The 23,999-nt window shown below is 60.6% G+C and carries 23 protein-coding genes; 20 read left to right on the top strand and 3 right to left on the bottom strand.

Annotation, left to right across the window (positions count from 1 at the left end):
* Positions 1-29: 29 nt before the first annotated feature.
* From FIV38_RS18460 to FIV38_RS18445, 4 genes are all read left to right on the top strand, one after another.
* The gene (locus tag FIV38_RS18460) at positions 30-677 is read left to right on the top strand and encodes a response regulator (protein WP_029291685.1); all 648 of its coding nucleotides are present in this window, start codon (positions 30-32) and stop codon (positions 675-677) included.
* A gap of 146 nt (positions 678-823) precedes the next feature.
* Positions 824-1,429, top strand: coding sequence for a fimbrial protein (locus FIV38_RS18455; RefSeq protein ID WP_070994850.1), 606 nt, complete (start codon positions 824-826; stop codon positions 1,427-1,429).
* 74 nt (positions 1,430-1,503) lie between these two features.
* Complete coding sequence (locus FIV38_RS18450; protein ID WP_029291681.1) at positions 1,504-2,250, top strand: fimbrial biogenesis chaperone; 747 nt, start codon at positions 1,504-1,506, stop codon at positions 2,248-2,250.
* A gap of 89 nt (positions 2,251-2,339) precedes the next feature.
* Entirely contained in the window at positions 2,340-4,907 is a 2,568-nt protein-coding gene (locus FIV38_RS18445; RefSeq protein ID WP_092236717.1) for a fimbria/pilus outer membrane usher protein, read from the top strand.
* Between the two features lie 491 nt (positions 4,908-5,398).
* On the opposite strand, the gene FIV38_RS18440 is transcribed toward FIV38_RS18445, so the two are convergent.
* Together FIV38_RS18440 and FIV38_RS18435 are read right to left on the bottom strand one after the other, a co-directional pair.
* A complete protein-coding gene (locus FIV38_RS18440) occupies positions 5,399-6,313 on the bottom strand; it encodes a site-specific integrase (RefSeq protein WP_029291677.1) in 915 nt (304 codons plus the stop codon).
* A gap of 108 nt (positions 6,314-6,421) precedes the next feature.
* Positions 6,422-7,216: a M949_RS01915 family surface polysaccharide biosynthesis protein gene (locus tag FIV38_RS18435; protein WP_092236718.1), complete on the bottom strand. Its 795-nt coding sequence runs from the start codon at positions 7,214-7,216 to the stop codon at positions 6,422-6,424.
* A gap of 452 nt (positions 7,217-7,668) precedes the next feature.
* Between FIV38_RS18435 and arnC the strand changes: the two genes are divergently transcribed.
* The 12 genes from arnC to FIV38_RS18375 all read left to right on the top strand — a co-directional run bounded on the left by arnC (position 7,669) and on the right by FIV38_RS18375 (position 20,695).
* Positions 7,669-8,703: an undecaprenyl-phosphate 4-deoxy-4-formamido-L-arabinose transferase gene (gene arnC, locus FIV38_RS18430; RefSeq protein ID WP_029291673.1), complete on the top strand. Its 1,035-nt coding sequence runs from the start codon at positions 7,669-7,671 to the stop codon at positions 8,701-8,703.
* Entirely contained in the window at positions 8,700-10,703 is a 2,004-nt protein-coding gene (gene arnA / locus FIV38_RS18425; protein WP_092236719.1) for a bifunctional UDP-4-amino-4-deoxy-L-arabinose formyltransferase/UDP-glucuronic acid oxidase ArnA, read from the top strand. The genes arnC and arnA overlap by 4 nt, the downstream gene beginning before the upstream one ends.
* Positions 10,700-11,587, top strand: coding sequence for a 4-deoxy-4-formamido-L-arabinose-phosphoundecaprenol deformylase (arnD, locus tag FIV38_RS18420; RefSeq protein ID WP_413469532.1), 888 nt, complete (start codon positions 10,700-10,702; stop codon positions 11,585-11,587). Before arnA ends, arnD begins: the two co-directional genes overlap by 4 nt.
* Positions 11,584-13,239, top strand: coding sequence for a lipid IV(A) 4-amino-4-deoxy-L-arabinosyltransferase (gene arnT, locus FIV38_RS18415; protein WP_092236721.1), 1,656 nt, complete (start codon positions 11,584-11,586; stop codon positions 13,237-13,239). Before arnD ends, arnT begins: the two co-directional genes overlap by 4 nt.
* Complete coding sequence (gene arnE / locus FIV38_RS18410; RefSeq protein WP_092236725.1) at positions 13,236-13,583, top strand: 4-amino-4-deoxy-L-arabinose-phosphoundecaprenol flippase subunit ArnE; 348 nt, start codon at positions 13,236-13,238, stop codon at positions 13,581-13,583. Before arnT ends, arnE begins: the two co-directional genes overlap by 4 nt.
* Positions 13,580-13,993 (top strand): 4-amino-4-deoxy-L-arabinose-phosphoundecaprenol flippase subunit ArnF, encoded by a 414-nt coding sequence (gene arnF, locus FIV38_RS18405; RefSeq protein WP_092236728.1) that lies wholly within the window; start codon positions 13,580-13,582, stop codon positions 13,991-13,993. The genes arnE and arnF overlap by 4 nt, the downstream gene beginning before the upstream one ends.
* Positions 13,990-15,363: a UDP-glucose 6-dehydrogenase gene (locus FIV38_RS18400; protein ID WP_029291660.1), complete on the top strand. Its 1,374-nt coding sequence runs from the start codon at positions 13,990-13,992 to the stop codon at positions 15,361-15,363. The genes arnF and FIV38_RS18400 overlap by 4 nt, the downstream gene beginning before the upstream one ends.
* Before the next feature lie 12 nt (positions 15,364-15,375).
* Positions 15,376-16,971: an ArnT family glycosyltransferase gene (locus tag FIV38_RS18395; protein ID WP_092237462.1), complete on the top strand. Its 1,596-nt coding sequence runs from the start codon at positions 15,376-15,378 to the stop codon at positions 16,969-16,971.
* A 156-nt stretch (positions 16,972-17,127) separates the two neighbouring features.
* On the top strand, positions 17,128-17,346 hold the full coding sequence (locus FIV38_RS18390; RefSeq protein WP_133714315.1) for a type VI secretion system contractile sheath small subunit: 219 nt from the start codon (positions 17,128-17,130) through the stop codon (positions 17,344-17,346).
* A gap of 224 nt (positions 17,347-17,570) precedes the next feature.
* Positions 17,571-18,275 carry an HPP family protein gene (locus tag FIV38_RS18385; protein ID WP_092236731.1) on the top strand — a complete coding sequence of 235 codons (705 nt, stop codon included), beginning with the start codon at positions 17,571-17,573 and terminating at the stop codon, positions 18,273-18,275.
* 158 nt (positions 18,276-18,433) lie between these two features.
* On the top strand, positions 18,434-19,540 hold the full coding sequence (locus FIV38_RS18380; protein WP_092236734.1) for an enoyl-CoA hydratase/isomerase family protein: 1,107 nt from the start codon (positions 18,434-18,436) through the stop codon (positions 19,538-19,540).
* Positions 19,541-19,543: 3 nt separating this feature from the next.
* Complete coding sequence (locus FIV38_RS18375) at positions 19,544-20,695, top strand: acyl-CoA dehydrogenase family protein (RefSeq protein WP_029291653.1); 1,152 nt, start codon at positions 19,544-19,546, stop codon at positions 20,693-20,695.
* A 57-nt stretch (positions 20,696-20,752) separates the two neighbouring features.
* Here FIV38_RS18375 and FIV38_RS18370 read toward each other — a convergent pair whose 3' ends face one another.
* Positions 20,753-21,175, bottom strand: a complete 423-nt coding sequence (locus tag FIV38_RS18370) for a hypothetical protein (protein ID WP_139273580.1) — start codon at positions 21,173-21,175, stop codon at positions 20,753-20,755.
* Positions 21,176-21,403: 228 nt separating this feature from the next.
* On the opposite strand from FIV38_RS18370, the gene FIV38_RS18365 reads away from it, so the two are divergent.
* The 4 genes from FIV38_RS18365 to FIV38_RS18350 all read left to right on the top strand — a co-directional run bounded on the left by FIV38_RS18365 (position 21,404) and on the right by FIV38_RS18350 (position 23,979).
* A complete protein-coding gene (locus FIV38_RS18365; protein ID WP_092236740.1) occupies positions 21,404-21,853 on the top strand; it encodes an SRPBCC family protein in 450 nt (149 codons plus the stop codon).
* 166 nt (positions 21,854-22,019) lie between these two features.
* Entirely contained in the window at positions 22,020-22,466 is a 447-nt protein-coding gene (locus FIV38_RS18360; protein ID WP_029291648.1) for a DUF411 domain-containing protein, read from the top strand.
* Positions 22,467-22,469: 3 nt separating this feature from the next.
* A complete protein-coding gene (locus FIV38_RS18355; RefSeq protein ID WP_092236743.1) occupies positions 22,470-22,901 on the top strand; it encodes a YqaA family protein in 432 nt (143 codons plus the stop codon).
* A 64-nt stretch (positions 22,902-22,965) separates the two neighbouring features.
* Positions 22,966-23,979 (top strand): alpha/beta fold hydrolase, encoded by a 1,014-nt coding sequence (locus FIV38_RS18350; protein ID WP_092236750.1) that lies wholly within the window; start codon positions 22,966-22,968, stop codon positions 23,977-23,979.
* The last annotated feature ends 20 nt before the right edge of the window (positions 23,980-23,999 follow it).

Genomic DNA, 23,999 nt, shown 5'->3' with positions numbered 1-23,999 from the left:
TCACTGAACCAGCATTACGGGCAACCCTTATGAAAACCTTCACTGTGGTTATTGCGGATGATCACCCCATCGTGCTTTTGGGCGTGCGAGAACTCGTCGAGCGAGACGCGCGCTTTCAAGTAGTGGGCGAAGCGATCTGTTCGGCAGGCCTCATCGGGCTGCTTGAACAGCAGCCTATCGACATCGTGATTACCGATTACAACATGCCCGGCGATTCACCCTACGGCGATGGTTTGAAACTGGTGGAATACCTTAAGCGGCATTTCCCCCAGGTGCAGATTCTGATCCTGACCATGATCTCCAATCATCTGATCCTGACCCGTCTGCAAGAGATGGGCGTGGTGGGCGTCATCCAGAAAAGCCAGTTGCACACCGAAATCCAGGTGGCCCTCAAGTCTATTGTGCAGCAGGCGCTGTATCGCAGCCTGGAGCCCGCCAAGACTTCGGTGGTCGAGTCGATGACGGCTATCGATGCGCGTTTCTCGACCCTGTCGCCGAAGGAATTCGAGATACTGCGTTTGTTTATTTCAGGCAAAAGTGTCAGTGATATAGCGCGCAGCCAGAATAGAAGTTCAAAGACTATCAGTGCGCAAAAAATTTCGGCCATGCGCAAACTTGAAGTCAGTAGTGATCAAGACTTGTTGGCTTATTGCCTGGCGCAAAATATCTTCAACTAATCCGTGCCTTATCAACTAATCTCCTCCTTAACTAACTTGCCTTGCAGTGCTTTATAAGAATCGTCTTATTCTCTCTAAGGCTTAAAATCACTATTGTTCGTTGGCAGTTTCAACCCTCTCTACAACCAACACTAACGGACATCATCATGAAGAAGTTTTCCCTGGCCCTTATCGCTGTGTCAGTTATTGCCGCCAGCAGCAGTGCATTTGCCGAAGATCCCGTTGCGCCGACCCCGACCCTGGGTGGCAGCGGCAAAATCACTTTCACCGGCGTGATCAACAACGACGCGTGCTCGGTCGACGGCGCCAACTCCGATCGCGTGATCTCGGTGGACATGGGCTCGGTATCGATCAAAGACATGGGCACCGCTGAAAACCCGGCCTCGGGCCGTGTGACAGCCAAAGACTTCAACCTCAACGTGAACTGCAACCTGGGCACCAAAGTGGCCATGATCTTTGACGCCAACAGCGGCGGCTCGGGCCTGGTCACCGGCAAGAAAGTCCTCGCCCTGACCCCGGGCAACGGCAGCGCAAGCAACGTCGGCATCGCCCTGCTCGACAGCAAAGGCGCACTGATCGACCTCAGCTCCCCGGCCAGCGCCCGCATCGAAAGCAGCATGCACGGCCAAGGCACCGAAGGCGGCGATGCAACCTTGAGCTTTGCCGCAGCCTACGTCACCACCGGTGCAGCCGGCGCCTCCACTGCGGGTCGTGGTGACGCCACCCTGCCGTTCATCCTGCAATACGAATAACCCCCAAGGCTGTAAATGCCACGCGCGAGGCCCCAGGGCCTCGCCATTTATCCGACCCATACACGGTAGACATCATGTTGCCTCGTTCCATTGCCGCAGGCCTGGGGTTGTTGACCCTGCTGATGGCGACCCAGGCTGGCGCCAGCATTTCATTGAGTGCCACGCGTATCGTCTTCGATGGCGAGCACAAAGAAGCCAATATCACCGTGCGCAACGGTAACCAGGATGTATTGATTCAATCCTGGGTCGATACCAGCGATGCGCAAGCCAGTGCTGCACCGTTCGCCGTGACCCCGCCACTGGCACGGATATTTGCCAAGGAGCAGCAATTGCTGCGCATTCTTTACCAGGGCAGCGGTATGCCGGCGGATCGTGAATCCGTGATCTGGCTCAATGTGCAAGAGATCCCGCAGGCCGCCGCCTCCGACAACACGTTGCAACTGGCGGTACGCCAGCGCATCAAGATATTTTTCCGGCCAGCCGGTTTGCCAGGTAGCGCCCTGTCGGCGCCGGCGCAACTGGAATGGCAACTGCAAAAGCGTGGCGCCGAGTCGTGGCTGAGCGTAAAAAACCCGACGCTGTATCACGTGTCCATGGCCGATATAAAACTTCAGGCCGGGCAACAAACGGAACTGGCTGCCGATTCGACAATGATTGCGCCGGGCGCTGAAAAACAGTTCAGCGTTAAACAACTCGGTGGTTACGAAACAGTGCAGTTGTCTTTTTCCAGCATTAACGACTATGGCGCACAAGATAAATACACCGCACAACTTTCCACGCGCCTGACGGCCAAGGCCACTGAGGCGCGCACCCGGCAATAAGCGTTTCCCTTAAACCCTCCAGGTTCGATTCGAGTGCGTACTCGCGTGCCTCGCCTGTCCGATAAACAGGGATGATATAGGTTCTTTGCATGTTTTTTATTTTAGGCAGCAGGCCCAATCATTACATATCAAGCGAGCGCACTTCACGCGTGTCTACAACGTGCACATCTCTGAAGTTGAGTACGCTGTCATTGGCCATTCTTGCCGGCTCGCCCGTTTGGGCCGTTGCCGATGAGCCGTCCCTGGAAGTGTTCAACACCACCTTTTTGCAGGGCGCTCAATCGTCGGTAGACCTGCAGCAACTGCTGTCGGCCAACAGCGTGCTGCCCGGTAACTACCGAGTCGACTTGTATAGCAATGAGGTCCTGGTGGGCCGTCGCGACATCGACTTCAAGCGCAACCCGCAGACCGGCCGGGTCGATCCGTGCCTGACCCTGGACTTGCTCAAGCAACTGGGGATCGACCTGACCCTCTTGCAAGCCCAAGGCAAGCTCGACGCCAGCCAACCCCAGGCCTGCTACGACCTACCGACGCTGATCGACCAGGCCACCCTGCGCTATGACGCCAGTCGCCTGCGCCTGGCGGCGAGCATTCCACAGGTTGCGATGCAACGGGGCATGCGCGGTTATGTCGACCCCCAGTTATGGGACGACGGCGTGCCCGCAGCGTTTATCAACTATCAACTCAATAGCAGCCGCACCGCCGGCGACTATGAAACCCGCATCAACAACAACTTGGGGCTGCGCAACGGCATCAACCTGGGCGCATGGCGCTTGCGTAACGAATCGAACCTGAGCAATGGCACGGGGCGGCCGAGCAACTTCACCAGCAACCGCAGCTATGTGCAGCATGACGTGACGACGCTCAAGGGCCAGTTCAGTGCCGGGGAGATTTTTTCCGATACCGACCTGTTCGACAGCGTGCGTTACCGAGGCGTGAAACTGGCGTCCGACGAAGGCATGCGCGCCGACAGCGAGCGCGGTTATGCGCCGGTGATTCGTGGCGTGGCACAGACCAACGCCACGGTAGAGATCCGCCAGAACGACTACATCCTCTACACCGCCAACGTCGCGCCCGGGCCTTTCGAGATCAACGATATCTACCCCAGCGGCTCGAACGGCGACCTGGAAATCACCATCATCGAGGCCGACGGCCGTCGGCGCGTGACCACCCAGGCGTTCTCCAGCCTGCCGATCATGGTGCGTGAAGGCCAGGTCAAATACAGCGTTTCAGCCGGTAAATTCAGCAGCAATGCTGACGGCTTGGCGAGCCCGCAATTTGTCAGCAGCACCCTCGCCTACGGGCTCACCAGCAACCTCAGCGCGATTGTCGGCCTGCAAGTGAGCGAAGACTACAAGGCACTCTCCCTGGGGGTTGGCAAAAACACGTCGCTGGGCGCGGTGTCGATGGACGTCACTCACTCCTCAAGCGCCGCCCAAGGGCAAACGACCCAGGGCAACAGCGTGCGTGCGTTGTATGCCAAGACCTTTGCCGGCACCGACACCAACTTCACCCTGGCCGCCTATCGTTACTCGACCGAGGGCTACCGCACCCTGACCGACCACGTCGAGGACACCAGTGAGGGTGCCGTCAAGCGTACGGGCAACTCGAAAACCCGCACCGACCTGACGATCAACCAAAGCATCGGGCGCAACCGCGAGTTCGGCAGCCTTTACTTGAACGCCACCGACCAGCGCTATTGGAACCGTGGCGGCTCCCAGAGCTTTTCGGCGGGGTACAACAACAACTGGGGCGACCTGAGCTACAACCTGGGGGTGACACGCACCAAACAGATTGCCAGTTGGGGCGCACCGGACTCCGACACGCAGTTCAACCTGTCCTTTTCGTTCCCCTTGGGCAGCCAGCCCCGGGCGCCGCGTGCATTCGTCACCACCAGCACCCAGCAAGGCGATACCAGCACCCAGGCGGGTATCAACGGTTATGTGGCCGATACCAGCGATGTGTTCTATTCGGTCCAGGCCGGGCATAGCCGAACGGGTGGCCAATCGGGATCGGCCAACATCAATAGCCGCACATCCATGGCCGATATCAGCCTGGGGTATAGCCAGGGCCGTGGGTACGACGCACAAAACCTTAACGTTGCCGGCTCAGTGGTGGCGCACGCCGGTGGCATCAACCTGGGGCAGACCGTCAGCGAAACCTTTGCCTTGGTTCAGGTGCCGGGTATCAGCGGGGCTAAAGTCAGCAGCTACAGCGGGGTTGAAACCGGGCGCAACGGCTATGCCGTGGTGCCCTCGGCACAGCCTTATCGGGTGAACTGGATCAGCCTCGACACCCGCGACCTGGGCGGTGATGTTGAAATCACCCAGGCCACGCAGCAGTTAGTACCGCGCCGCGGTGCGGTGGTATTGGCCCGCTACAGCGGCAAAACCGGGCGGCGCGTGCTGTTTGAGCTGTTTGATGCGCAGCACCAGCGCATGGCGTTCGGCGCCTCACTGGAAGACGCCAGCGGCAAACAGTTGGCCATCGCCGATCCCAGCGGCAATGCCTTGGTACTGGTCGAAGAGGACCAAGGCAGCCTGACGATCAAGTGGGGTGACCAGCAATGTACTGCGCCGTATGCGCTGCCTGCACAAAACAAGGCGCTGAACTACGAGCGCCAGGCGTTGGTGTGTCACAGCGTTCAAGGTCTTTAAAAAGCAGCTTTTGGCTCATGGTTAAATGGGAACGCTGTGGCAGAACTGGGTGAAGCTGTTGGGGCGGCTTCGCCACCCAGCGCGGGGCAAGCCCGCTCGCCACAAAAAGCTAGCGGTCGACAACAGGTTTCAGACTGCTAAAGCTCCCTCCTTGTGGCGAGGGGGCTTGTCCCCCGATGGGCTGCGCAGCAGCCCCAAAACCAGCCACCTTGGTGTACCTGGCAGAACGGGGTGAGGCTATTGGGGCGGCTTCGCCACCCAGCGCGGGGCAAGCCCGCTCGCCACAAAAAGCTAGCGGTCGACAACAGGTTTCGGACTGCTAAAGCTCCCCCTTGTGGCGAGGGGGCTTGTCCCCCGATGGGCTGCGCAGCAGCCCCAAAACCAGCCACCTCGGTGTACCTGGCAGAACGGGGTGAGGCTATTGGGGCGGCTTCGCCACCCAGCGCGGGGCAAGCCCGCTCGCCACAAGGGGTGTGTTCACTCTCCAGCGATCAAAGGTCAAACCGATCAATCGCGCGCCGCCGCTCGTTGTCATCACGCACATCGTAGCTGGCGGTGGTCTGGATATTGGTGTGGTGCGCCAGTTTCTGTGCAATCGACAAGTCATGCTCCTCGATCACCCGGGTAATAAACGAGCGCCGGAAATCATGGGGCATGATTTTCACACCCACCTGTTCGCCGCGTTGGCGGGCGATGTAGTAAATGGCATGTTTGGTAATGCGTTCGCGGGTGATATGGCTGCCCCGGCGGATGCGGTTGAACAGGAAATTATCGTCCTGTTCCCCTTCCTTCAAGTGCTCGCGGCGAAACTCCAGCCAGGCCTGCAACTTGGCAAACGCCCAGGCCGGCGCGTACTTGATCAACTCTTTATTGCCCTTGCCCATCACCCGCAGGCTGCGCTCTGCAAAGTTCACCTGGGCCAGGTCGAGGTTGACCGATTCTGACTTGCGCATCCCCGAGCCATACAGGATCCCGATGACTGCCGCATCCCGCAGCCCTTGCGGCCTTGGGTCGGCGGCGCAGACGTCCATCAATTCGCGGATCAAGGTGCGACGCAGGTTACGCCCCTGGCTCAAGCGCGTGCCGGCGGTGGCTTTGACCGAGCGCATCTTCAGCAAGTGTTCCTGGCTGATCAGGCTGATGCGCCAGGCTTCGTTCATCACCCCGCGCACCGCGTTGACATACAGCGACGATGTGTTGGGCGCATACCCGTCTTCACGCAGCACGGCGACCAAAGCCATCACGTGCTCCGGTTGCAGCAGGTGCCAGTCGATATCTTCGAGGTTGATCTCTTCGAAACCCAGGCGGTCGGCCGCATCCTGCAGCACGTAGCGCATGGTCAGTTGGCTAGAGGGCGCCAGGCGCGCGAGATACAGGGTCAGGGGATTGCGGGAAATCTCGGTCAAAATAGATCAGCCTTGAGATTAAATATCGAGACTAAGCCTATGTTTAATCTCGGTATTTAGTGGTTTGGCGAGCGCCGAGTCTAACGCAGGTCGGCGCCGCATACCAAACTAGGGCTCATCCTCTGCGGGTGCCGGGCTTTGCTGCTGGCCCCAGTCCACGTCCTGTTTTTGCATCAGCGCAAACCACTGCTGGCGCATGAAAGCCAACAGCGTGGCGGGCGCCTTGGCGAAGTCATGCTCGTCGTTGTAGCAGCCTGGCAATGGCAGTTCGGTGCCCTGCTCCTTGTACTGACTGACCAACGCCTGCTGCCCGGCAACGCTGCAATCGGTGGGCAGCGGCATACCGCGCAGCGCACCGGCTTCTTCGTCCCACCAACTGGCTCCGTAGCGGTCGACACCACGCAGCCCGTACTTGTGCGACTTGCCGATGTGCATGATCAGCTTGAACTCCCGGGGGCTGATATCGCTGGTGCATGTACGCGAGTAGCCCACGGTCACTTGGCTCAGGCCGTCATCCAGCAGGTCGGTGACGCGGGTCGCGGCGTTATCAAAGTGCAGGCTGGCGTCGAATTCGCAGCGCTGCACATCGTCATGCAGCATCCACAGGCGCTTGGGGCGATCCCCCTCCAACAGGTACTGGGCGGCATAGATTGACGCCGACTGCGTCCCGTCATCATCACGCTCGCCGGCTTCCTGCTCGGCCAACACCAGCAGGTTACGGCCCTGGCGATCATCCCAGCTATACGCGGCCACCTGCTTGCCCCGGACCTCGATCCCGAGCGGAACCTGGCTCAGCGGCGTCAGCTTCATTTCCTCGGCCGCCACAGCTGCATGGGCCGCCCCGAGCGCCATCACCATCAAGACCGGCCGTAACTGGCCGCGTAAAAACTGCACGCTATTCATCCGACTACCCAGGCAAGAGATCGCTTACTTTACCGGGACTTGCAGGGGGATGCAGAGAAGATTCGTCAGGCGGGACTGAGTGCAAACCCGGTTAATTCACCGTACATACGCACTAAAGCACTTACAGACTGGGACTACAGCGCAAACAGTTATCGTTTGTCTGGGTTCTTTATTGTCTAGCTGAACACTCGCTGTCTGCCCAACAAATAAACGAGTTTTTCATCCGCCTTTCATATTCGCTGGACACATTTGCGCTTAATCTTGGCCGCAGTACTTGGGGCAAACCGCGTTTTGCTGACTAACCCTTTGATAATGCTTTACCTTTGGTCGTTATGAGCTTTACTCAGGATGGCTATGCACACGGCTGTTTTTATTCAGTTGCCCGCACTTTCATCCGCTGTTTGTTGTCATCTCTACGCTTGAAGTTGCTCTAAAACCGAGGTCATGAATCTTTGAAACCCTACCCTATTCATTGCGTGTCGATCGTTATCCCGGTCTACAACGAAGAACAGAGCCTGCCCGAACTGTTGCGCCGTACCCGTGCTGCGTGTGAGCAGTTGGCCTACGAATACGAAATCATCCTGGTGGACGACGGCAGCCGCGACAGTTCCGCGCAATTGCTGGAAGACGCGGCAGGTGAACCAGGCAGCCATGTGGTGGCCGTGATCCTGAACCGCAACTACGGCCAGCATGCGGCAATCATGGCCGGTTTCGAGCAATGCCGGGGCGAGGTGGTGATTACCCTCGACGCCGACCTGCAAAACCCGCCCGAAGAGATTCCACGCCTGGTCGAGCAAGCCGCGTTGGGCTACGACGTGGTTGCCACCGTGCGCAACAACCGCCAGGACTCGGCCTTCCGCCGCTGGCCTTCGCGCCTGATCAACCTGGCCGTGCAACGCTCCACCGGCGTGGCCATGAGCGATTACGGCTGCATGCTGCGCGCTTACCGGCGCACCATTGTCGACGCCATGCTCGCCTGCCGTGAGCGCAGCACCTTTATCCCGATCCTGGCCAACGGTTTTGCGCGCCACACCACCGAGATCCCGGTGCACCACGCCGAGCGCGAACACGGCGAATCCAAGTACAGCGCCATGCGCCTGATCAGCCTGATGTTCGACTTGCTGACCTGCATGACCACCACGCCCCTGCGCCTGCTGTCCATCGTCGGCTTCAGCCTGGCGGCCCTGGGCATGCTGTTTGCGTTCGCCCTGATCGTCATGCGTCTGGCCTTTGGTGCCGATTGGGCCGGTGATGGCCTGTTCGTGCTGTTCGCCGTGCTGTTTGTGTTTACCGGCGGCCAGTTCATCGGCATGGGCCTGCTGGGCGAGTACCTGGGGCGCATGTACAGCGATGTGCGCGCGCGCCCACGCTTCTTTATTGAAAAGGTGCTGCGCAACGAGCCAGCAGCGCCCGCGCCGGTGGTCATCGTCGATGGCCTGCCCTCTTCCCAGCCTTCCACTTCACCTTCCAATCAGGTTCCGTCATGAGTTCAAAAGCTGTTGTCTTCGCTTACCACGACATTGGCTGTGCAGGCATTGAAGCCCTGCTCGCTGCGGGTTACGACATTGCTGCAGTGTTCACCCATGCCGACGACCCCAAGGAAAACACCTTCTACGGCTCGGTCGCCCAGCTGTGCGCACGCCACGGCATCCCGGTGCATGCGCCGGAAGACGCCAACCATCCCCTGTGGGTCGAGCGTGTCGCCAAGCTGAACCCGGATTTCATCTTCTCGTTCTACTACCGCAACCTGCTGGGCGAGGCACTGCTGGCCACCGCGCGCCAGGGCGCATTCAACCTGCACGGTTCCCTGCTGCCCAAGTACCGTGGCCGCGCGCCGGCCAACTGGGTGCTGGTCAACGGTGAAACCGAAACCGGCGTGACCCTGCACCGCATGGTCAAGCGTGCCGATGCCGGCGCGATCCTCGCCCAGCAAAAGGTCATGATCGAGCGCAGCGACACCGGCCTGACGCTCCACGCCAAGTTGCGCGAGGCCGCCACACAGCTGCTGCGCGATGCGCTGCCGCAACTGGCTAAGGGCACGTTGAGCGAAACTGCCCAGGACGAAAGCCAGGCCACCTGCTTCGGCCGCCGCACCGCGGCAGACGGCAAGCTGGTGTGGAGCAAGCCTGCTGAGGCGCTGTACAACCTGGTACGCGCCGTGACCCAGCCCTACCCCGGCGCCTTCTGTGCCGTGGGCGAGCACAAGCTGATCGTGTGGCAAGCCGAGGTGGTCAAGGGCAACGAAGGCCAGGCACCCGGCCGCGTGATCAGCGTCAACCCGCTGCGCATTGCCTGCGGTGAAGACTCCCTGGTGATCAGCTACGGCCAGCGCAACGACCACGGCCTGTACCTCACAGGCCCGGCCCTGGCCGATGAGCTGGGGCTGGTGGATGGCTCGGTGCTGCGTGGCGCCGAGTCGGGCCGCAAGCCACGGCGGACCCGTGTGCTGATCCTGGGTGTCAACGGTTTTATCGGCAACCACCTGTCCGAACGGCTGTTGCGCGATGATCGCTACGAAGTCTACGGCCTGGATATTGGCTCTGACGCTATCGAACGCCTGCGCAGCCACCCCAACTTCCATTATGTGGAAGGCGATATCAGCATTCACTCCGAGTGGATCGAGTACCACATCAAGAAGTGCGACGTGGTCCTGCCGCTGGTGGCCATCGCCACGCCAATCGAATACACCCGCAACCCATTGCGCGTGTTCGAGCTGGATTTCGAAGAAAACCTCAAGCTGGTGCGCTACTGCGTCAAGTACAACAAGCGCGTGATCTTCCCGTCGACCTCCGAAGTCTATGGCATGTGCCAGGACCAGAATTTTGACGAAGACACCTCCAATCTGGTGGTGGGGCCGATCAACAAGCAGCGCTGGATCTACTCGGTATCCAAGCAACTGCTGGACCGGGTGATCTGGGCCTATGGCGCCAAGGGCCTGAATTTCACCCTGTTCCGCCCCTTCAACTGGATGGGCCCGCGCCTGGATCGCCTCGACTCGGCACGTATCGGCAGCTCCCGGGCGATCACCCAGTTGATCCTCAACCTGGTGGAAGGTACGCCGATCCGCCTGTTTGACGGTGGCGAGCAAAAACGCTGCTTCACCGATATCGCCGACGGCATCGAGGCCCTGGCGCGGATCATCGACAACGATAACGACGCGTGCAACGGCCAGATCATCAACATCGGCAACCCGGACAACGAAGCCAGCATCCGCCAGTTGGGCGAAGAGCTGCTGCGCCAGTTCGAGGCTCACCCATTGCGTGGCAACTTCCCACCGTTCGCGGGTTTTCGCGAAGTGGAAAGCAAGGCGTTCTACGGCGCCGGGTATCAGGACGTGGCGCACCGCAAGCCAAGCATCGCCAACGCCAAGCGCCTGCTGAACTGGGAGCCGAGCGTGGAGATGAGCGAAACCATCGGCAACACCCTGGATTTCTTCCTGCGTGAAGCGATGCTGGAAATCGCCCAGTCCAGCGAAGCAGGCAAATAATGAAGGCAGGTCTGCGCATTGACGTCGACACCTACCGAGGCACCCGCGATGGGGTGCCAAGGTTGCTGGAGTTGCTGGATGAGGCCGGCATCAAGGCGACGTTTTTCTTCAGTGTCGGCCCGGACAATATGGGCCGGCATCTGTGGCGCCTGATCCGCCCGCAGTTCCTGTGGAAGATGCTGCGCTCCAACGCGGCCGGGCTGTACGGCTGGGACATCCTGCTGGCCGGCACCGCCTGGCCGGGCAAGCCGATTGGCCGCGACCTGGGGCACTTGATGCGCCAGGCCAGGGCCGCCGGGCACGAAGTGGGCCTGCACGCCTGGGATCACCATGGCTGGCAGGCCAATGCCGGCCGTTGGAGCAACGCGCAACTGGTGGAACAGATGCGCCGTGGGCTCGACACCCTGAGCGACATTCTTGGCCAGCCCGTGGACTGTTCCGCCGCCGCCGGCTGGCGCGCCGACGAGCGCGTGGTGCAGGCCAAGCAAGGCTTTGGCCTGCGCTACAACAGCGATTGTCGCGGCACCAGCGTGTTTCGCCCGACGCTCGCCGACGGCAGTGCCGGCACCCCACAGATCCCGGTGGACTTGCCGACCTTCGACGAAGTGGTCGGGCCACAGGTCGCGGCCAAGTACTTCAACGGTTTCATTCTTGCTCGGTTCACCGAATCGACACTCAACGTCTATACGATCCACGCAGAAGTAGAAGGGATTCTGATGGCTAATGAGTTTCGCCAGTTGCTTGCCCAGGCACGGCAGCGCGGCATTCAATTCCAGCCCTTGGGCAACTTGTTGCCGGCCGATCCGGCGAGCCTGCCCCAGGCGCATCTGACACGCGGCGTACTCGGCGGCCGCGAAGGCTGGCTGGGAGTGCAAAAGGGATGATCCGACGTTGGGCGCTGCCCTTGCTCCTGTTGGTCTTCGGCCTGTGTTACCTGTTGCCGATGGCCACCCATGGCCTGTGGATTCCGGATGAAAGCCGCTACGCGCAGATCAGCCAGGAAATGCTGCTGACGGGCAAATGGGCGTCCCCGCACTTTATGGGCCTGCGTTACTTCGAAAAACCGGCGGCCGGTTACTGGATGATCGCCCTGGGCCAGGCCGTGTTCGGGCAGAACCTGTTCGGTGTGCGGGTGGCCTCGGCGCTGGCCACGGGCTTGAGCATCCTGTTGGTGTACTTCATGGCCCGGCGCCTGTGGAACGATCCACGCAAGAGCCTGGCCAGCGCTGTGCTGTACATGAGTTTTGTCAGCGTGGCGATGTCTGGTGGCTACGCTAACCTCGACCCGCAGTTCAGCTTCTGGGTCAACCTCAGCGGCGTGGCGCTGTGGCTATGTATCGACAGCCACGGCCGGCGCGCGCGCCTGGGCGCCTGGGCATTGCTGGGACTGGCCTGCGCCATGGGCTTCATGACCAAGGGCTTTTTGGCGTGGCTGCTGCCGGTGCTGGTCGCCCTGCCCTACATGGTCTGGCAAAAACGCTTTCGTGAGTTGCTAACCTATGGCGTGGTCGCGGTGGTGGTGGCAATTGTGGTCAGCCTGCCCTGGGCGCTGATGGTGCATGCCCAGGAACCGGACTACTGGAACTTCTTTTTCTGGCACGAACACATCCAGCGTTTTGCCGGTGAAGATGCCCAGCACGAAGAGGCCTGGTGGTACTACTTGCCGTTGCTGGCCGCGTTCAGCCTACCGTGGCTGGCGCTGTTGCCCTCCACCCTGAAGCAGGCGTGGCAACAAAAGCGTACGCACAAGACCGGCTTCCTATTGTTGTGGCTGCTGATGCCCCTGGCGTTTTTCAGCCTGAGCAAGGGCAAGCTGCCGGCTTACATCCTGCCGTGCCTGCTGCCTTTGGCATTGCTGATGGGCAACACCCTGGCGGACAAACTGGCCCAGGCCCGTGGCCGAGTGTTGCAAATCAACGGCGGGCTCAACCTGATCCTTGGCGTACTGGGCCTGATGGCCATCGTGTATTTCCAGTTGAAGAAGCCGATTTTTGCCCACCAGCAGGAACTGCTGAGCCTGGTGCTGGTGTTTATCGTGCTGTTGGGCTGGATCATCGCCAACCTGCTACAGGTGGCACGCCCGTTGCGCCTGTGGGCGGCGCCTGCCCTGGGCAGCTGGTTGCTGGTGGCCCTGGTGCCGGCGGCGTTGCCGCACTCGGTGGTTTATAACAAGACCCCGGACCAGTTCATCATTGACCACGTCGAAGAGCTGGCAGGCACCCAGCGCTTGCTGAGCAACGACCTGGGCGCCGCCTCGTCCCTGGCGTGGCGGCTCAAGCGCCCGGACGTGACGCTGTACGACACTCTGGGCGAAGTCAAATATGGCCTTGCCTACGCTGATGCGGCCAATCGCCGGGTCGACACCACGCAAGTCCAGCAATGGATGACCGAGGCCCGCAAACAGGGCTCGGTGGGCGTGGTGATGCGCGTCAAGGGCGAGAGTGAAGTACGCGAGGTCGAGTTGCTGCCCAAAGATGGCAAGCGCTACGAGCAAGGCAACATGGTGATCCTGGTATTCCCACAGGTGGCGCCTTGATCACCTTGCTGCTGCTTCTGGCCGCGTGCCTGCTGACCTGCATGGGCCAGATCGCCCAAAAGTATGCCGTCGAAGGCTGGCGCAACCAGCCCGCGGGCTGGGCCTTGAAACTGCGCTCGCCCTGGCTGTGGCTGGCCCTGTTGTGTCTAGGCCTGGGCCTGCTGGTGTGGCTGCTGGTGCTGCAACGCCTGGAGGTGGGGATTGCCTACCCGATGCTCAGCCTGAATTTTGTCTTGATTACCCTGGTGGCGCGCTTTGTGTTCCATGAGCCGGTGGATCGCCGCCACTGGTTTGGCGTGGCCCTGGTGATGGCGGGTGTGCTGTTGCTGGGGGGCCAGGTATGAGCCGGTTACGTGGTTTTACCTTGGCGTTATCCAGCGTCGCGCTGGTGAGCACTGCCCAGTTGGGCATGCGCTGGAGCATGACGCGCCTGCCCTTGCCCGCCGACTGGCTCACGGCACTCGGTAACGCCACGGTGGATCCGCTGGCGTTGGGCGTAGTGGTCATGGCGATTGTTGCCTACGCGCTGTCGATGCTCTGCTGGCTCGGCGCACTGCAGTACTTGCCCCTGGGGCGCGCCTATTCGTTGCTGAGTATCAGCTACGTGCTGGTGTACCTGTTGGCAGCCAGCCTGCCGGGCTTCAACGAACCCTTTTCCCTGTCGCGAACCTTGGGGGTGGCACTGGTCATCCTCGGCGTCCTGACAATCAACTCCCGTCGTATCGGCAACACAAGCCCCAGGAATGCCCCATGAAAATCAGCGTATTTGGTAGTGGTTACGTTGGCCTGGTACAGGCCACCGTATTGGCCGAGGTCGGTCACGATGTGATCTGCATGGACGTTGACGAAAACAAGGTGCGCCTGCTGCAACAGGGCCATGTGAGCATTTTCGAGCCGGGGCTTGCCAGCCTGGTGCGGGAAAACCTGGAAAACGGCCGGTTGACCTTTACCAGCCAGGAAAAACTCGCGGTCGAGCATGGTGAAGTGCTGTTTATTGCGGTCGGCACACCTTCGGACGAAGACGGTTCGGCCGATTTGAAGTACGTGCTGTCGGTGGGCGATGCGGTGGCCCGTCATCGCGTCGAACCGGTGATCCTGGTGGAGAAGTCCACGGTCCCGGTGGGCACCGGCGACACCTTGCGCGCGCACATCGACAAGGCGTTGGCCGGGCGCAGCCTGGTGTTCGATATCGTCTCCAACCCGGAATTCCTCAAGGAAGGCTCTGCCGTGGCCGACTGCCGCCGCCCCGACCGGATCATCATCGGCTGCGAGCGCGAAGAGGTACGCGAGGTAATGCGCGACTTGTACGCGCCGTTCAACCGCAACCATGACCGCATCATCTTCATGGATGTGCGTAGCGCCGAGCTGACCAAATACGCCGCCAACTGCATGCTGGCCACGAAAATCAGCTTTATCAACCAGATCGCCGAACTGGCTGAGCACCTGGGCGCCGATATCGAGTCGGTGCGCCTGGGCATCGGTGCCGATTCGCGGATCGGCTACCACTTTATCTACCCTGGCTGCGGCTACGGTGGCTCGTGCTTCCCCAAGGACATGCGCGCGCTGATCCACAGCGCCCGCCAAGCCAATTGCTCGAGTGATTTGCTCGAAGCGGTGGAAGCCATCAACCAGCGGCAGAAAAGCAAACTGTTCGAACGGATCCGCGCGTTCTACAAAGGCGACCTGCGCGGCAAGACCTTCGCCTTGTGGGGCCTGGCGTTCAAGCCCAACACCGACGACATGCGCGACGCACCGAGCCGGGTGCTGATGGAGTCGCTATGGGCCGCCGGCGCCAACGTGCGGGCCTTCGACCCCGAGGCCATGCAGGAAACCCAGAGGCTGTACGGCGATGACCCGCGCCTGATGCTGATGGGCACCCCGGAATCGACCCTGGGCGGGGCCGACGCCTTGATCATCTGCACCGAGTGGCAGCAATTCAAGGCGCCGGACTTCGACCTGCTGCACGCACGCCTCAAGGCGCCGGTGATCTTTGACGGGCGCAACCTGTATGACGCCGAGCGCCTGGCGCGCAAGGGCTTCCATTACTTCCCCATGGGCCGCGGGCAATCCTGCGACCTGCCGATCCCCCAGCAACAGTGGCTGCCACGGTTGCTGGAGGCCTGAGGCGTGGACAACATGCTCGGCGCAACCTTGCGCCGCCAGTCCTGGGGTATCGGGCTGCTGGCGCTGCTGCTGTTTGTCGCCGGCAACTGGGACCATGCAATTATCGGTTTCGACTCGCGCTTTGTGCTGTTCGCCCAGGAAATGCTGCGCCATGGGCCGGGATTTTTCCCCTCGACCTATGGCCAGCCGTATGCCGACTACCTGTCGACCTCAACCTTGTTGACCTGGCTGTTGTCGCTGCCCCTGGGGCGCGTCACCAGCCTCAGCGCCTGGCTGCCGACGGCCATTGCGTCGGCAGTGATCGTCGCCCTGGTCTACCGCCTGACCGCGCCCTACTCGCGGCGCTGGGCGTTGCTGAGTGTTGCGTTGCTGTTGCTGAGCAGTACGTTTATCAGCGAAACCCGCTCGGTGTCCCTGGACCAGATGTTGGCGGCGGTGACGCTGGCAGTGTTTTACCTGGGCTACGCCCACGATCACTTCGCCAGCCCCCGGCGCCTGCCGTGGCTATTGCTCCTGTTATTGCTCGGCTTTGCGATTCGCGGGCCCATCGGCCTGGTGATCCCTGCCGGCGTGTTGTGCAGCTTTTACCTGCTCAATCGCCAGTGGCGCCCGTTGTTCAGCTTCGGCCTGCTGGCCCTGGCGTTGCTGGTGGCCTGCATAGGGTTGCTGTTGTTGCTGGCCAAGGTCAGTGGCGGCGAGGCCTTTATGCAGGACGTGATCCGCATGCAGTTCCTCGGGCGCATGGATGGCCGCGAAGGATCAAGCAGCGTGTTGTATTACTTCACCAGCTCCCTGGGCAACTACGCCCTGGCATACCCGTTGGCCCTGCTGGCGCTGCTTGCGGTGCTGCTCAATGGCCGGCGTATGTCTGACAGTGGTTGGCAGTTGCTGCTGGGCTGTACGGCGGCGGGCTTGATCGTGATGCTCGGCCTGTCGATCCCCGAGGCGAAGAAAGCCCGCTATCTGTTGCCCATGATGCCCATGGTGGCGATCATCGCCGCGTACCCGTTCCATCCGGCAGATGGCCGTCTGTTCAAGGCGCTGCGAGGCTTGATGCTGGCGTTATGGGCAGTGAGCCCGGGGCTGTTGATGGGGGCGCTAGTGGTGGCGCGCCATCGCTTTGGTGCGCAGTTGGAGCATTTCCAGGGCGTGGTTGGCCTGTTGATTGGCTTGCAGGTCGTTGTCGCCGGGATGCTCCTCAAGTGGCACTGGCGCCCGGTCGGGCCGGCGTTTTGCGCGGTGCTGGCGGTGTGGAGCGTATATATCCTGGTGGTCGAACCCCTGGAACGGCGCCTGTATGACACCCGCACCTTTGCCCGCGAGGCTCATGCCCTCATCCGGCAGCACCCGGCGCCCCTGGTATTGCATGGCCTGGGTAAAGACGCCAAGGCCATCAAATTCATGGTCAATGTGGAATGTGACCGGGTGCCATTGTTCACCCAAGCCCCTGGCGACCTGGCAGCAGTGCCGGTGCCTGCATGGCTGGTGATGGACAAGGCGGATTTCATGCGTCTGGGCGAGCCACGCTGGCATGGCATGACGCCGGTTCTCACAGGGCAGTTCGATAAAAATACCTATGTGTTGCTGCATCTGGGTACGGGTGACTGAGTGGGGGGCTTTTATCAAGAAAGCTCCTACGTTTGTATCCGTAAATACCGGTAGCGGCGCCTCTACCGGCCCTATGACCCCAGCGTTACACTCGCTGCACATTGCGCTATTTAGTTACCGCCTGCGTTCAAAAACACCCCTCAGAGGACCGCTGCCGTGCCTGACGAGTCATTGCCTATCGAGCCGGTACACGTCGGCTATATCCCCCTGCCCACCCTGGCTCGGCTAATGGGGCTGCGCGACGCCCTTGTCGCCCTCAAGGGGCCCTTGGCCAGCGACCCACGGTTGCGGGAGAGCGTGCAGCAGTCGCTGAACAGCAGCGCCAACCACGACCGCGTACTGGGCAAGGTGAGCCCGGGGCTTGAGCGGTTTTGATGCAAAATTACTGCACTTAAGCTGCATTAATATGCATTGGCGACAGTTTTGTTTGAACGGCACACTGCGCCGGTTCCTCCCCCAAATGTTGGAACTTTCGAAGGGCTTTGCGGCAAACCGCAAAGCCCTTTTTTTGCCCGATGTCACTCAGTTCTGCACAAACCTGCAGGTGTAGCTGAGCGGCATTGTTTTGTGATCGCCTTTCAAGATTGGACTGCCCCGCAATGCTCGCTCGCTGGTTACCCGCTGCCATCAACACCCGCCCCGCCGAATGGAGCCGTGCCGCCATCGGCATGGCCCTGGGCACTCTATTGACCGTATGGCTCTGCTCCCAGGTGTATGGCCTGGAAGTGGCCATGCACCTGTTGGGCCCGCTGGGCGCCTCCGCCGTGCTGTTATTCGCCGTGTCATCGGGTGCCCTCGCCCAGCCGTGGTCGATCATCGGCAGCTACCTGTGCGCCACCGTGGTGGCTTTGCTGGTGGCCCGCGTATTGGGGCGCACCCTGGGCAGCGCCTGCCTCGCAGCGGGCATGGCCTTGATCCTGATGTGCTGGCTGCGCTGCCTGCACCCGCCTTCGGGGGGCCTGGCGATGACCCTGGTGCTGGCGGACCCGGCCACCATCGCCCTGGGCTGGCAGGAAGTCGCGCCGGTCATGTTGGGCGCCGCCACGTTGTTGCTCTCGGCCCTGGCCTATAACAACCTGACGCGCACTCGCTACCCCAAGGGCCCAGCCGAAGCGCCGGTCATGGTGCCGTCTGCGACGCCGCAGGTAGATCCAAAAATCACCGCTGTGGACCTGGAGCAAGCGCTGGCGCAAATGGAGCAGTTTTTCGACGTCACCCCCACTGAGCTCGAAGAGCTGATCCATATCGCCGAAGACCACGCTCGCCGCCGCAGCATTGGCCAAGTACTGGCCAGTCGGGTCTAAGCACGCCTGCCCTGGTTTTTTATCGAACACCCCCTGCATAAATGCAAAGATGACCTGCAGGATTCCGGGTTGTACTGGGCAAATTTGCACTGGTACGATCCGGTGATGGTTCGCCCGCGAACATTTTGATAAAGAACAATAAAAGCAGGGAGTTACAGATGACTGCTCAGGCTCAGTCCCAGGCGACATGCAGCACCGAGTCCCCCCAGGACAGCGTCCTGGCCGAGGTACGCAACCATATCGGCCACCTGACCCTCAACCGCCCCGCCGGCCTCAACGCCATCACCCTGGACATGGTCCGCAGCCTGTCGGCGCATTTGCACGCCTGGGCCGCTGATCCCCAGGTGCACGCGGTGGTTCTGCGCGGCGCCGGTGAAAAGGCCTTCTGCGCCGGGGGCGATATCCGCTCGCTGTACGACAGTTTCAAGAGCGGCGACACGCTGCATGAAGACTTCTTCGTCGAAGAATACGCCCTCGACCTGGCCATTCATCACTACCGCAAACCGGTCCTTGCCCTGATGGACGGCTTTGTCTTGGGCGGTGGCATGGGCCTGGTCCAGGGGGCCGACCTGCGGGTGGTGACCGAGCGCAGTCGCCTGGCCATGCCGGAAGTGGCCATCGGTTATTTCCCGGATGTAGGCGGCAGCTATTTCCTGCCGCGCATTCCCGGTGAGCTGGGGATTTACCTGGGCGTGACCGGGGTGCAGATCCGCGCCGCCGACGCCTTGTATTGCGGGCTCGCCGACTGGTACCTGGACAGCGCCAGGTTGGCCGAACTGGACCAGAAACTCGACCACCTGCAGTGGCAAGACTCACCGCTCAAGGATCTGCAAGGCCTGCTGGCCAAGCTTGCGGTGCAACAACTGCCGGATGCGCCGCTGGCGGCCCTGCGCCCGGCCATCGATCACTTCTTTGCCCAGCCGGACGTACCGAGCATTGTCGAGCAATTGCAGCAAGTGACCGTCGCCGACAGCCATGAATGGGCCGTGACTACCGCCCAGTTGATGCAGACTCGCTCGCCCTTGGCCATGGCCGTCACCCTGCAGATGCTGCGACGTGGCCGGCACCTGGCGCTGGAGGACTGCTTTGCTCTGGAACTGCACCTGGACCGCCAGTGGTTTGCCCGTGGCGACCTGATCGAAGGCGTGCGTGCGCTGTTGATCGACAAGGACAAATCCCCGCGCTGGAACCCGCCAACGTTAGCGGCACTGGAGCAGAGCCACGTCGACAGCTTCTTCCAAGACTTCGCAAAGAGCGGGAGATAACTCATGCAAGATATTGAATTTACAGAAGAACAAGTAATGATTCGCGACATGGCGCGCGACTTTGCCCGCGGTGAAATCGCCCCCCATGCCCAGGCCTGGGAGAAAGCCGGCTGGATCGATGACGCCCTGGTGGCCAAGATGGGTGAACTGGGCCTGCTGGGTATGGTGGTGCCGGAAGAATGGGGTGGCACCTACGTCGACTACGTGGCCTACGCCTTAGCCGTGGAGGAGATTTCTGCGGGTGACGGTGCGGTAGGCGCGCTGATGAGTATCCATAATTCAGTGGGTTGCGGCCCTATCCTCAACTACGGCACACCCGCACAGAAAGAGACCTGGCTTGCCGAACTCGCCAGTGGCCAGGCTATCGGTTGCTTCTGCCTGACCGAACCCCAGGCCGGTTCCGAAGCCCACAACCTGCGCACCCGCGCCGAACTGCGCGATGGCCAGTGGGTGATCAACGGCGCCAAACAGTTTGTCAGCAACGGCAAGCGCGCCAAGTTGGCAATCGTGTTTGCGGTCACCGACCCGGAGTTGGGCAAGAAAGGTATTTCGGCGTTCCTGGTGCCCACTGATACGCCCGGCTTTACCGTGGACCGCACGGAACACAAGATGGGCATCCGCGCCTCCGACACCTGCGCGGTGACCCTCAACCAGTGCAGCATTCCCGAAGCCAACCTGCTGGGCGAACGCGGCAAGGGCCTGGCCATTGCCCTCTCCAACCTGGAAGGTGGGCGCATCGGCATCGCCGCCCAGGCCCTGGGCATCGCTCGCGCGGCCTTTGAAGCCGCGTTGGCCTACGCCCGTGACCGGGTGCAGTTTGACAAGGCCATTATTGAGCACCAGAGCGTGGCCAACCTGCTGGCGGACATGCAGACCCGCCTCAATGCCGCGCGCCTGCTGATCCTGCATGCCGCCCGTTTGCGCAGTGCCGGCAAGCCGTGCCTGTCCGAAGCGTCCCAGGCCAAGCTGTTCGCTTCGGAAATGGCCGAGAAGGTCTGTTCTTCGGCCATGCAGATCCATGGTGGCTATGGCTACCTGGAAGACTACCCGGTGGAACGCTACTACCGCGATGCGCGGATCACCCAGATCTATGAGGGAACCAGTGAGATCCAACGGCTGGTGATTGCCCGGGAATTGAAGAACTATCAGATCTGATCAAAAGTGATGATTGTTCTCCTGCCGGAGAACAATCATCAAATACGTTGTCGTTGATTAGTTAGTGATGTCGAAATTCACCGTTGCGTCCAGTTTTTGAACTCCACGCTCGCACAAAACTTGTAAGGTCCCGGTAGCACGCTTGCCCTCTTCATCAAAACTGATATTGACGCCACCACCTGTCACCTTCCATAGAGCTCCGTCACGCGGAGGGTAATAGTCCAGAGCGGTGATTGGCTCTTTGCCAAATGTATACGCGCCAGATGGCGTCCCCGGCCTTAACGATACGGCGATAACTGTGCTTTCCTGCGACTCCCCTTGACTACCGTATATCTGGATGACGGAGGCATTATTAACGTAAAGAACAACATCCGCCTTGAATGCATGGCTATAAATTTCGTCGATGAAAATTTCACCGCCCATGTTTCCCGTCGATTTAACGTCGCCGATGTTAATGTCTGTATGCACGTCATTAGGCATTTTTCTCACCATTTCATGATTGTTAATTTGAGGGGGCTTTGCGCTTATTATTAGAAGGCCAATCATTGGAAAAAGAACCTGTCAGATATAACAGTCTAAACGGGGCGTTTTTAATTTCGGCTTACTCACACAGGCTTCAATCGGCGACACATCTTTGCGCGCACTGTCGCCAAGTACGACTATTCTGACAGCTCCTAATGCTCCGTCTCACCACACAGGAGGTGTGTCATGAACGCTGTCGAGCACCAGGCCCACGTCAGGCAGATTAGCCAGGAACGCTATATCCAAGCCCCCATCGAAGCCGTCTACGACTACGTCACCCAACCGGACCGCTGGCACGAATGGCACCCCACATCCCTGAGCGCCGACACAGGCACCAGCGGCTCGCTGCCTGCCGGCCAGCGGTTTACCGAGATGATCGACTTGCTCGGGGTGCGTGTGCCCATGAGCTACCGGGTGCAGATTGCCGAGCCGCCGCGGGAGTTCAAGACGGTTTTTACCTCGCTCGCCGTAGATGGCTGCATTCACTACTATCTACAATCTCGCGGCAGCGGCACCTTGTTCACTCGCGTGCTCAGCTACGAGACCGAACTGAAGCTCAACACCTTGGAAGCGCGCATGGTAGAGCTGTCGAATCAGGCCATGGACCAGCTCAAGCAGCGCCTGGAATCATCCTGAACTGACAAATTTGTCATCTTCCTCTCAGTTTGCTGAAAGCTGCGGACGATAAGCTTCGGGGTTGTGGCGTGCTCGTATAATTTCGAAACATAACCACCTCACCTGATTCGCAAAAGCGCGGACAATGCGCCCTCTTTGCGCACTCCGTAACCCATGGGACCTGTCGATGAAAACCACCCTGCGCCTGACTTTACTGTCCGCCCTGTTCATGACCACCCTGGCCCAGGCCGCCGAACTGATCCCGATTGACGTGCACCGTGATGCCAATTGCGGCTGCTGCAAAAAATGGATCAGCCACCTCGAAAGCAACGGCTTCAAGGTCAACGACCATGTTGAAGCCGACATGAGCTCGGTCAAACAGCGGCTGGGCGTAGCACCCCGCCTGGCGTCTTGCCATACCGCCGTGATCGACGGCAAATTCGTCGAAGGCCACGTACCCGCCGATCAGGTACTGGCCCTGCGCAAACGTGATGACCTGCTGGGCATCGCCGCACCGGGCATGCCCATGGGCTCGCCAGGCATGGAAATGGATGGGATGAGCGACGCCTATCAAGTCATTGGCCTGACCCGTGCCGGCAAAGATGTGGTGGTAGCCGAATACCCGGCTCACTGAGCAATGCTTGCAGGCTATGCGGGGCTGTTTCTCAGCGCTTTTGGGGCGGCCACCCTGTTGCCGCTGCAATCGGAAGCGGTGCTGGTCGCGCTGCTGCTCAATGACAGCTACTCGGTAGGGCTGCTGCTGGGGATCGCGACCCTGGGCAACGTGTTGGGCTCCTGGGTCAACTGGTTACTAGGCCGCTCGGTGGAACTGTTCAAGGACCGTCGCTGGTTTCCAGTGAGCGCCGCGCAGCTGGAGAAGTCCCGTCGCCACTATCGACGCTGGGGGCATTGGTCACTGCTGCTCAGTTGGCTGCCGATCATTGGCGATCCACTGACCCTGGTGGCCGGGGTGATGAAGGAGCCGCTGTGGCGTTTTTTGTTAATCGTCAGCCTGGCCAAGGCGGCTCGTTATGCCGTGGTGGCAATGCTGACGCTGCACTGGATGTAACAGGTTAATCCCCGCTTAATCCACCCACCACAGCATCCGGGAGCATCGCCCCTGGAGCTTTCCCATGCCATTGACACGCTCGTTTGTCCTTACCGGTCTGCTGGCCGCTTGCGCCCTGCCTGCCTTGGCCGCCACGCAAAGCCCAAGCTATGGCCCGCAGTTGCAAGGTTTCCAGTACCCCTATCCGGTCGAACATTTCGACTTCCAGTCCCAGGGCCAATCCGTGCAAATGGGTTATATGGACGTGCCCGCCAAAAGCCCTGCCAATGGCCGCAATGTGGTGTTGATGCACGGCAAGAACTTCTGCGGCGCGACCTGGGAGGCGTCGATCAAGGCCCTGAGCGAAGCCGGCTACCGGGTGATCGCGCCGGACCAGATCGGCTTCTGCACCTCCAGCAAGCCTGAGCACTATCAGTACAGCTTCCAGCAGTTGGCAATCAACACTCATCAGTTGCTGCAAAAGCTCGGTATCTCCACGGCCACCCTTGTTGGCCATTCCACCGGTGGCATGCTGGCTACCCGCTACGCCCTGCTCTACCCCACGCAAACCGAGCAACTGGCGCTGGTCAACCCGATCGGCCTGGAGGACTGGAAAGCCCTGGGCGTGCCCTATCGCAGCGTCGACCAATGGTATGAGCGCGAGTTGAAACTGAACGCCGACGGCGTGCGCGAATATGAGCGCAAGACCTACTACGACGGGCGCTGGAAACCGGAATACGAGCGCTGGGTCGACATGCTCGTCGGCTTGAACCAGGGCCCTGGCCACAAACGGGTGGCGTGGAACTCGGCGTTGATTTACGACATGATCTTCACCCAGCCGGTGTACTACGAGTTCAAGGACCTGCAGATACCCACCCTGCTGCTGATTGGTACGTCTGATATCACCGCCATCGGGAGTGATAACGCACCGCCCGAGGTCAAGGCCAGGATCGGCCGCTACAACGAACTGGGCAAGCAGGTGGCCAAGCTCATTCCCCATTCAACGCTGGTGGAGTTCCCAGGCCTGGGCCATGCCCCGCAGATGGAAGAACCCGCGCGCTTTCACCAGGCGCTGTTGCAAGGACTCAAGGCGCTCTAATCCCATTCAACCCGAGGCAG

Source organism: Pseudomonas proteolytica, from assembly GCF_007858275.1.
In the GTDB taxonomy this organism is placed as follows: Bacteria; Pseudomonadota; Gammaproteobacteria; order Pseudomonadales; family Pseudomonadaceae; genus Aquipseudomonas; species Aquipseudomonas proteolytica.
This window is presented reverse-complemented; position numbering and strand designations above follow the sequence as displayed.

Coding starts and splice junctions, on each gene's coding strand:
- FIV38_RS18355 (WP_092236743.1), top strand. CDS start 22,470: ATGCTTGCAGGCTATGCGGGGCTGTTTCTCAGCGCTTTTGGGGCGGCC.
- FIV38_RS18395 (WP_092237462.1), top strand. CDS start 15,376: ATGCTCGGCGCAACCTTGCGCCGCCAGTCCTGGGGTATCGGGCTGCTG.
- FIV38_RS18445 (WP_092236717.1), top strand. CDS start 2,340: ATGTTTTTTATTTTAGGCAGCAGGCCCAATCATTACATATCAAGCGAG.
- arnF (WP_092236728.1), top strand. CDS start 13,580: ATGAGCCGGTTACGTGGTTTTACCTTGGCGTTATCCAGCGTCGCGCTG.
- FIV38_RS18360 (WP_029291648.1), top strand. CDS start 22,020: ATGAAAACCACCCTGCGCCTGACTTTACTGTCCGCCCTGTTCATGACC.
- FIV38_RS18370 (WP_139273580.1), bottom strand. CDS start 21,175: ATGCCTAATGACGTGCATACAGACATTAACATCGGCGACGTTAAATCG.
- FIV38_RS18365 (WP_092236740.1), top strand. CDS start 21,404: ATGAACGCTGTCGAGCACCAGGCCCACGTCAGGCAGATTAGCCAGGAA.
- FIV38_RS18450 (WP_029291681.1), top strand. CDS start 1,504: ATGTTGCCTCGTTCCATTGCCGCAGGCCTGGGGTTGTTGACCCTGCTG.
- arnT (WP_092236721.1), top strand. CDS start 11,584: ATGATCCGACGTTGGGCGCTGCCCTTGCTCCTGTTGGTCTTCGGCCTG.
- FIV38_RS18435 (WP_092236718.1), bottom strand. CDS start 7,216: ATGAATAGCGTGCAGTTTTTACGCGGCCAGTTACGGCCGGTCTTGATG.
- FIV38_RS18385 (WP_092236731.1), top strand. CDS start 17,571: ATGCTCGCTCGCTGGTTACCCGCTGCCATCAACACCCGCCCCGCCGAA.
- arnA (WP_092236719.1), top strand. CDS start 8,700: ATGAGTTCAAAAGCTGTTGTCTTCGCTTACCACGACATTGGCTGTGCA.
- FIV38_RS18455 (WP_070994850.1), top strand. CDS start 824: ATGAAGAAGTTTTCCCTGGCCCTTATCGCTGTGTCAGTTATTGCCGCC.
- FIV38_RS18375 (WP_029291653.1), top strand. CDS start 19,544: ATGCAAGATATTGAATTTACAGAAGAACAAGTAATGATTCGCGACATG.
- FIV38_RS18380 (WP_092236734.1), top strand. CDS start 18,434: ATGACTGCTCAGGCTCAGTCCCAGGCGACATGCAGCACCGAGTCCCCC.
- FIV38_RS18460 (WP_029291685.1), top strand. CDS start 30: ATGAAAACCTTCACTGTGGTTATTGCGGATGATCACCCCATCGTGCTT.
- FIV38_RS18400 (WP_029291660.1), top strand. CDS start 13,990: ATGAAAATCAGCGTATTTGGTAGTGGTTACGTTGGCCTGGTACAGGCC.
- FIV38_RS18350 (WP_092236750.1), top strand. CDS start 22,966: ATGCCATTGACACGCTCGTTTGTCCTTACCGGTCTGCTGGCCGCTTGC.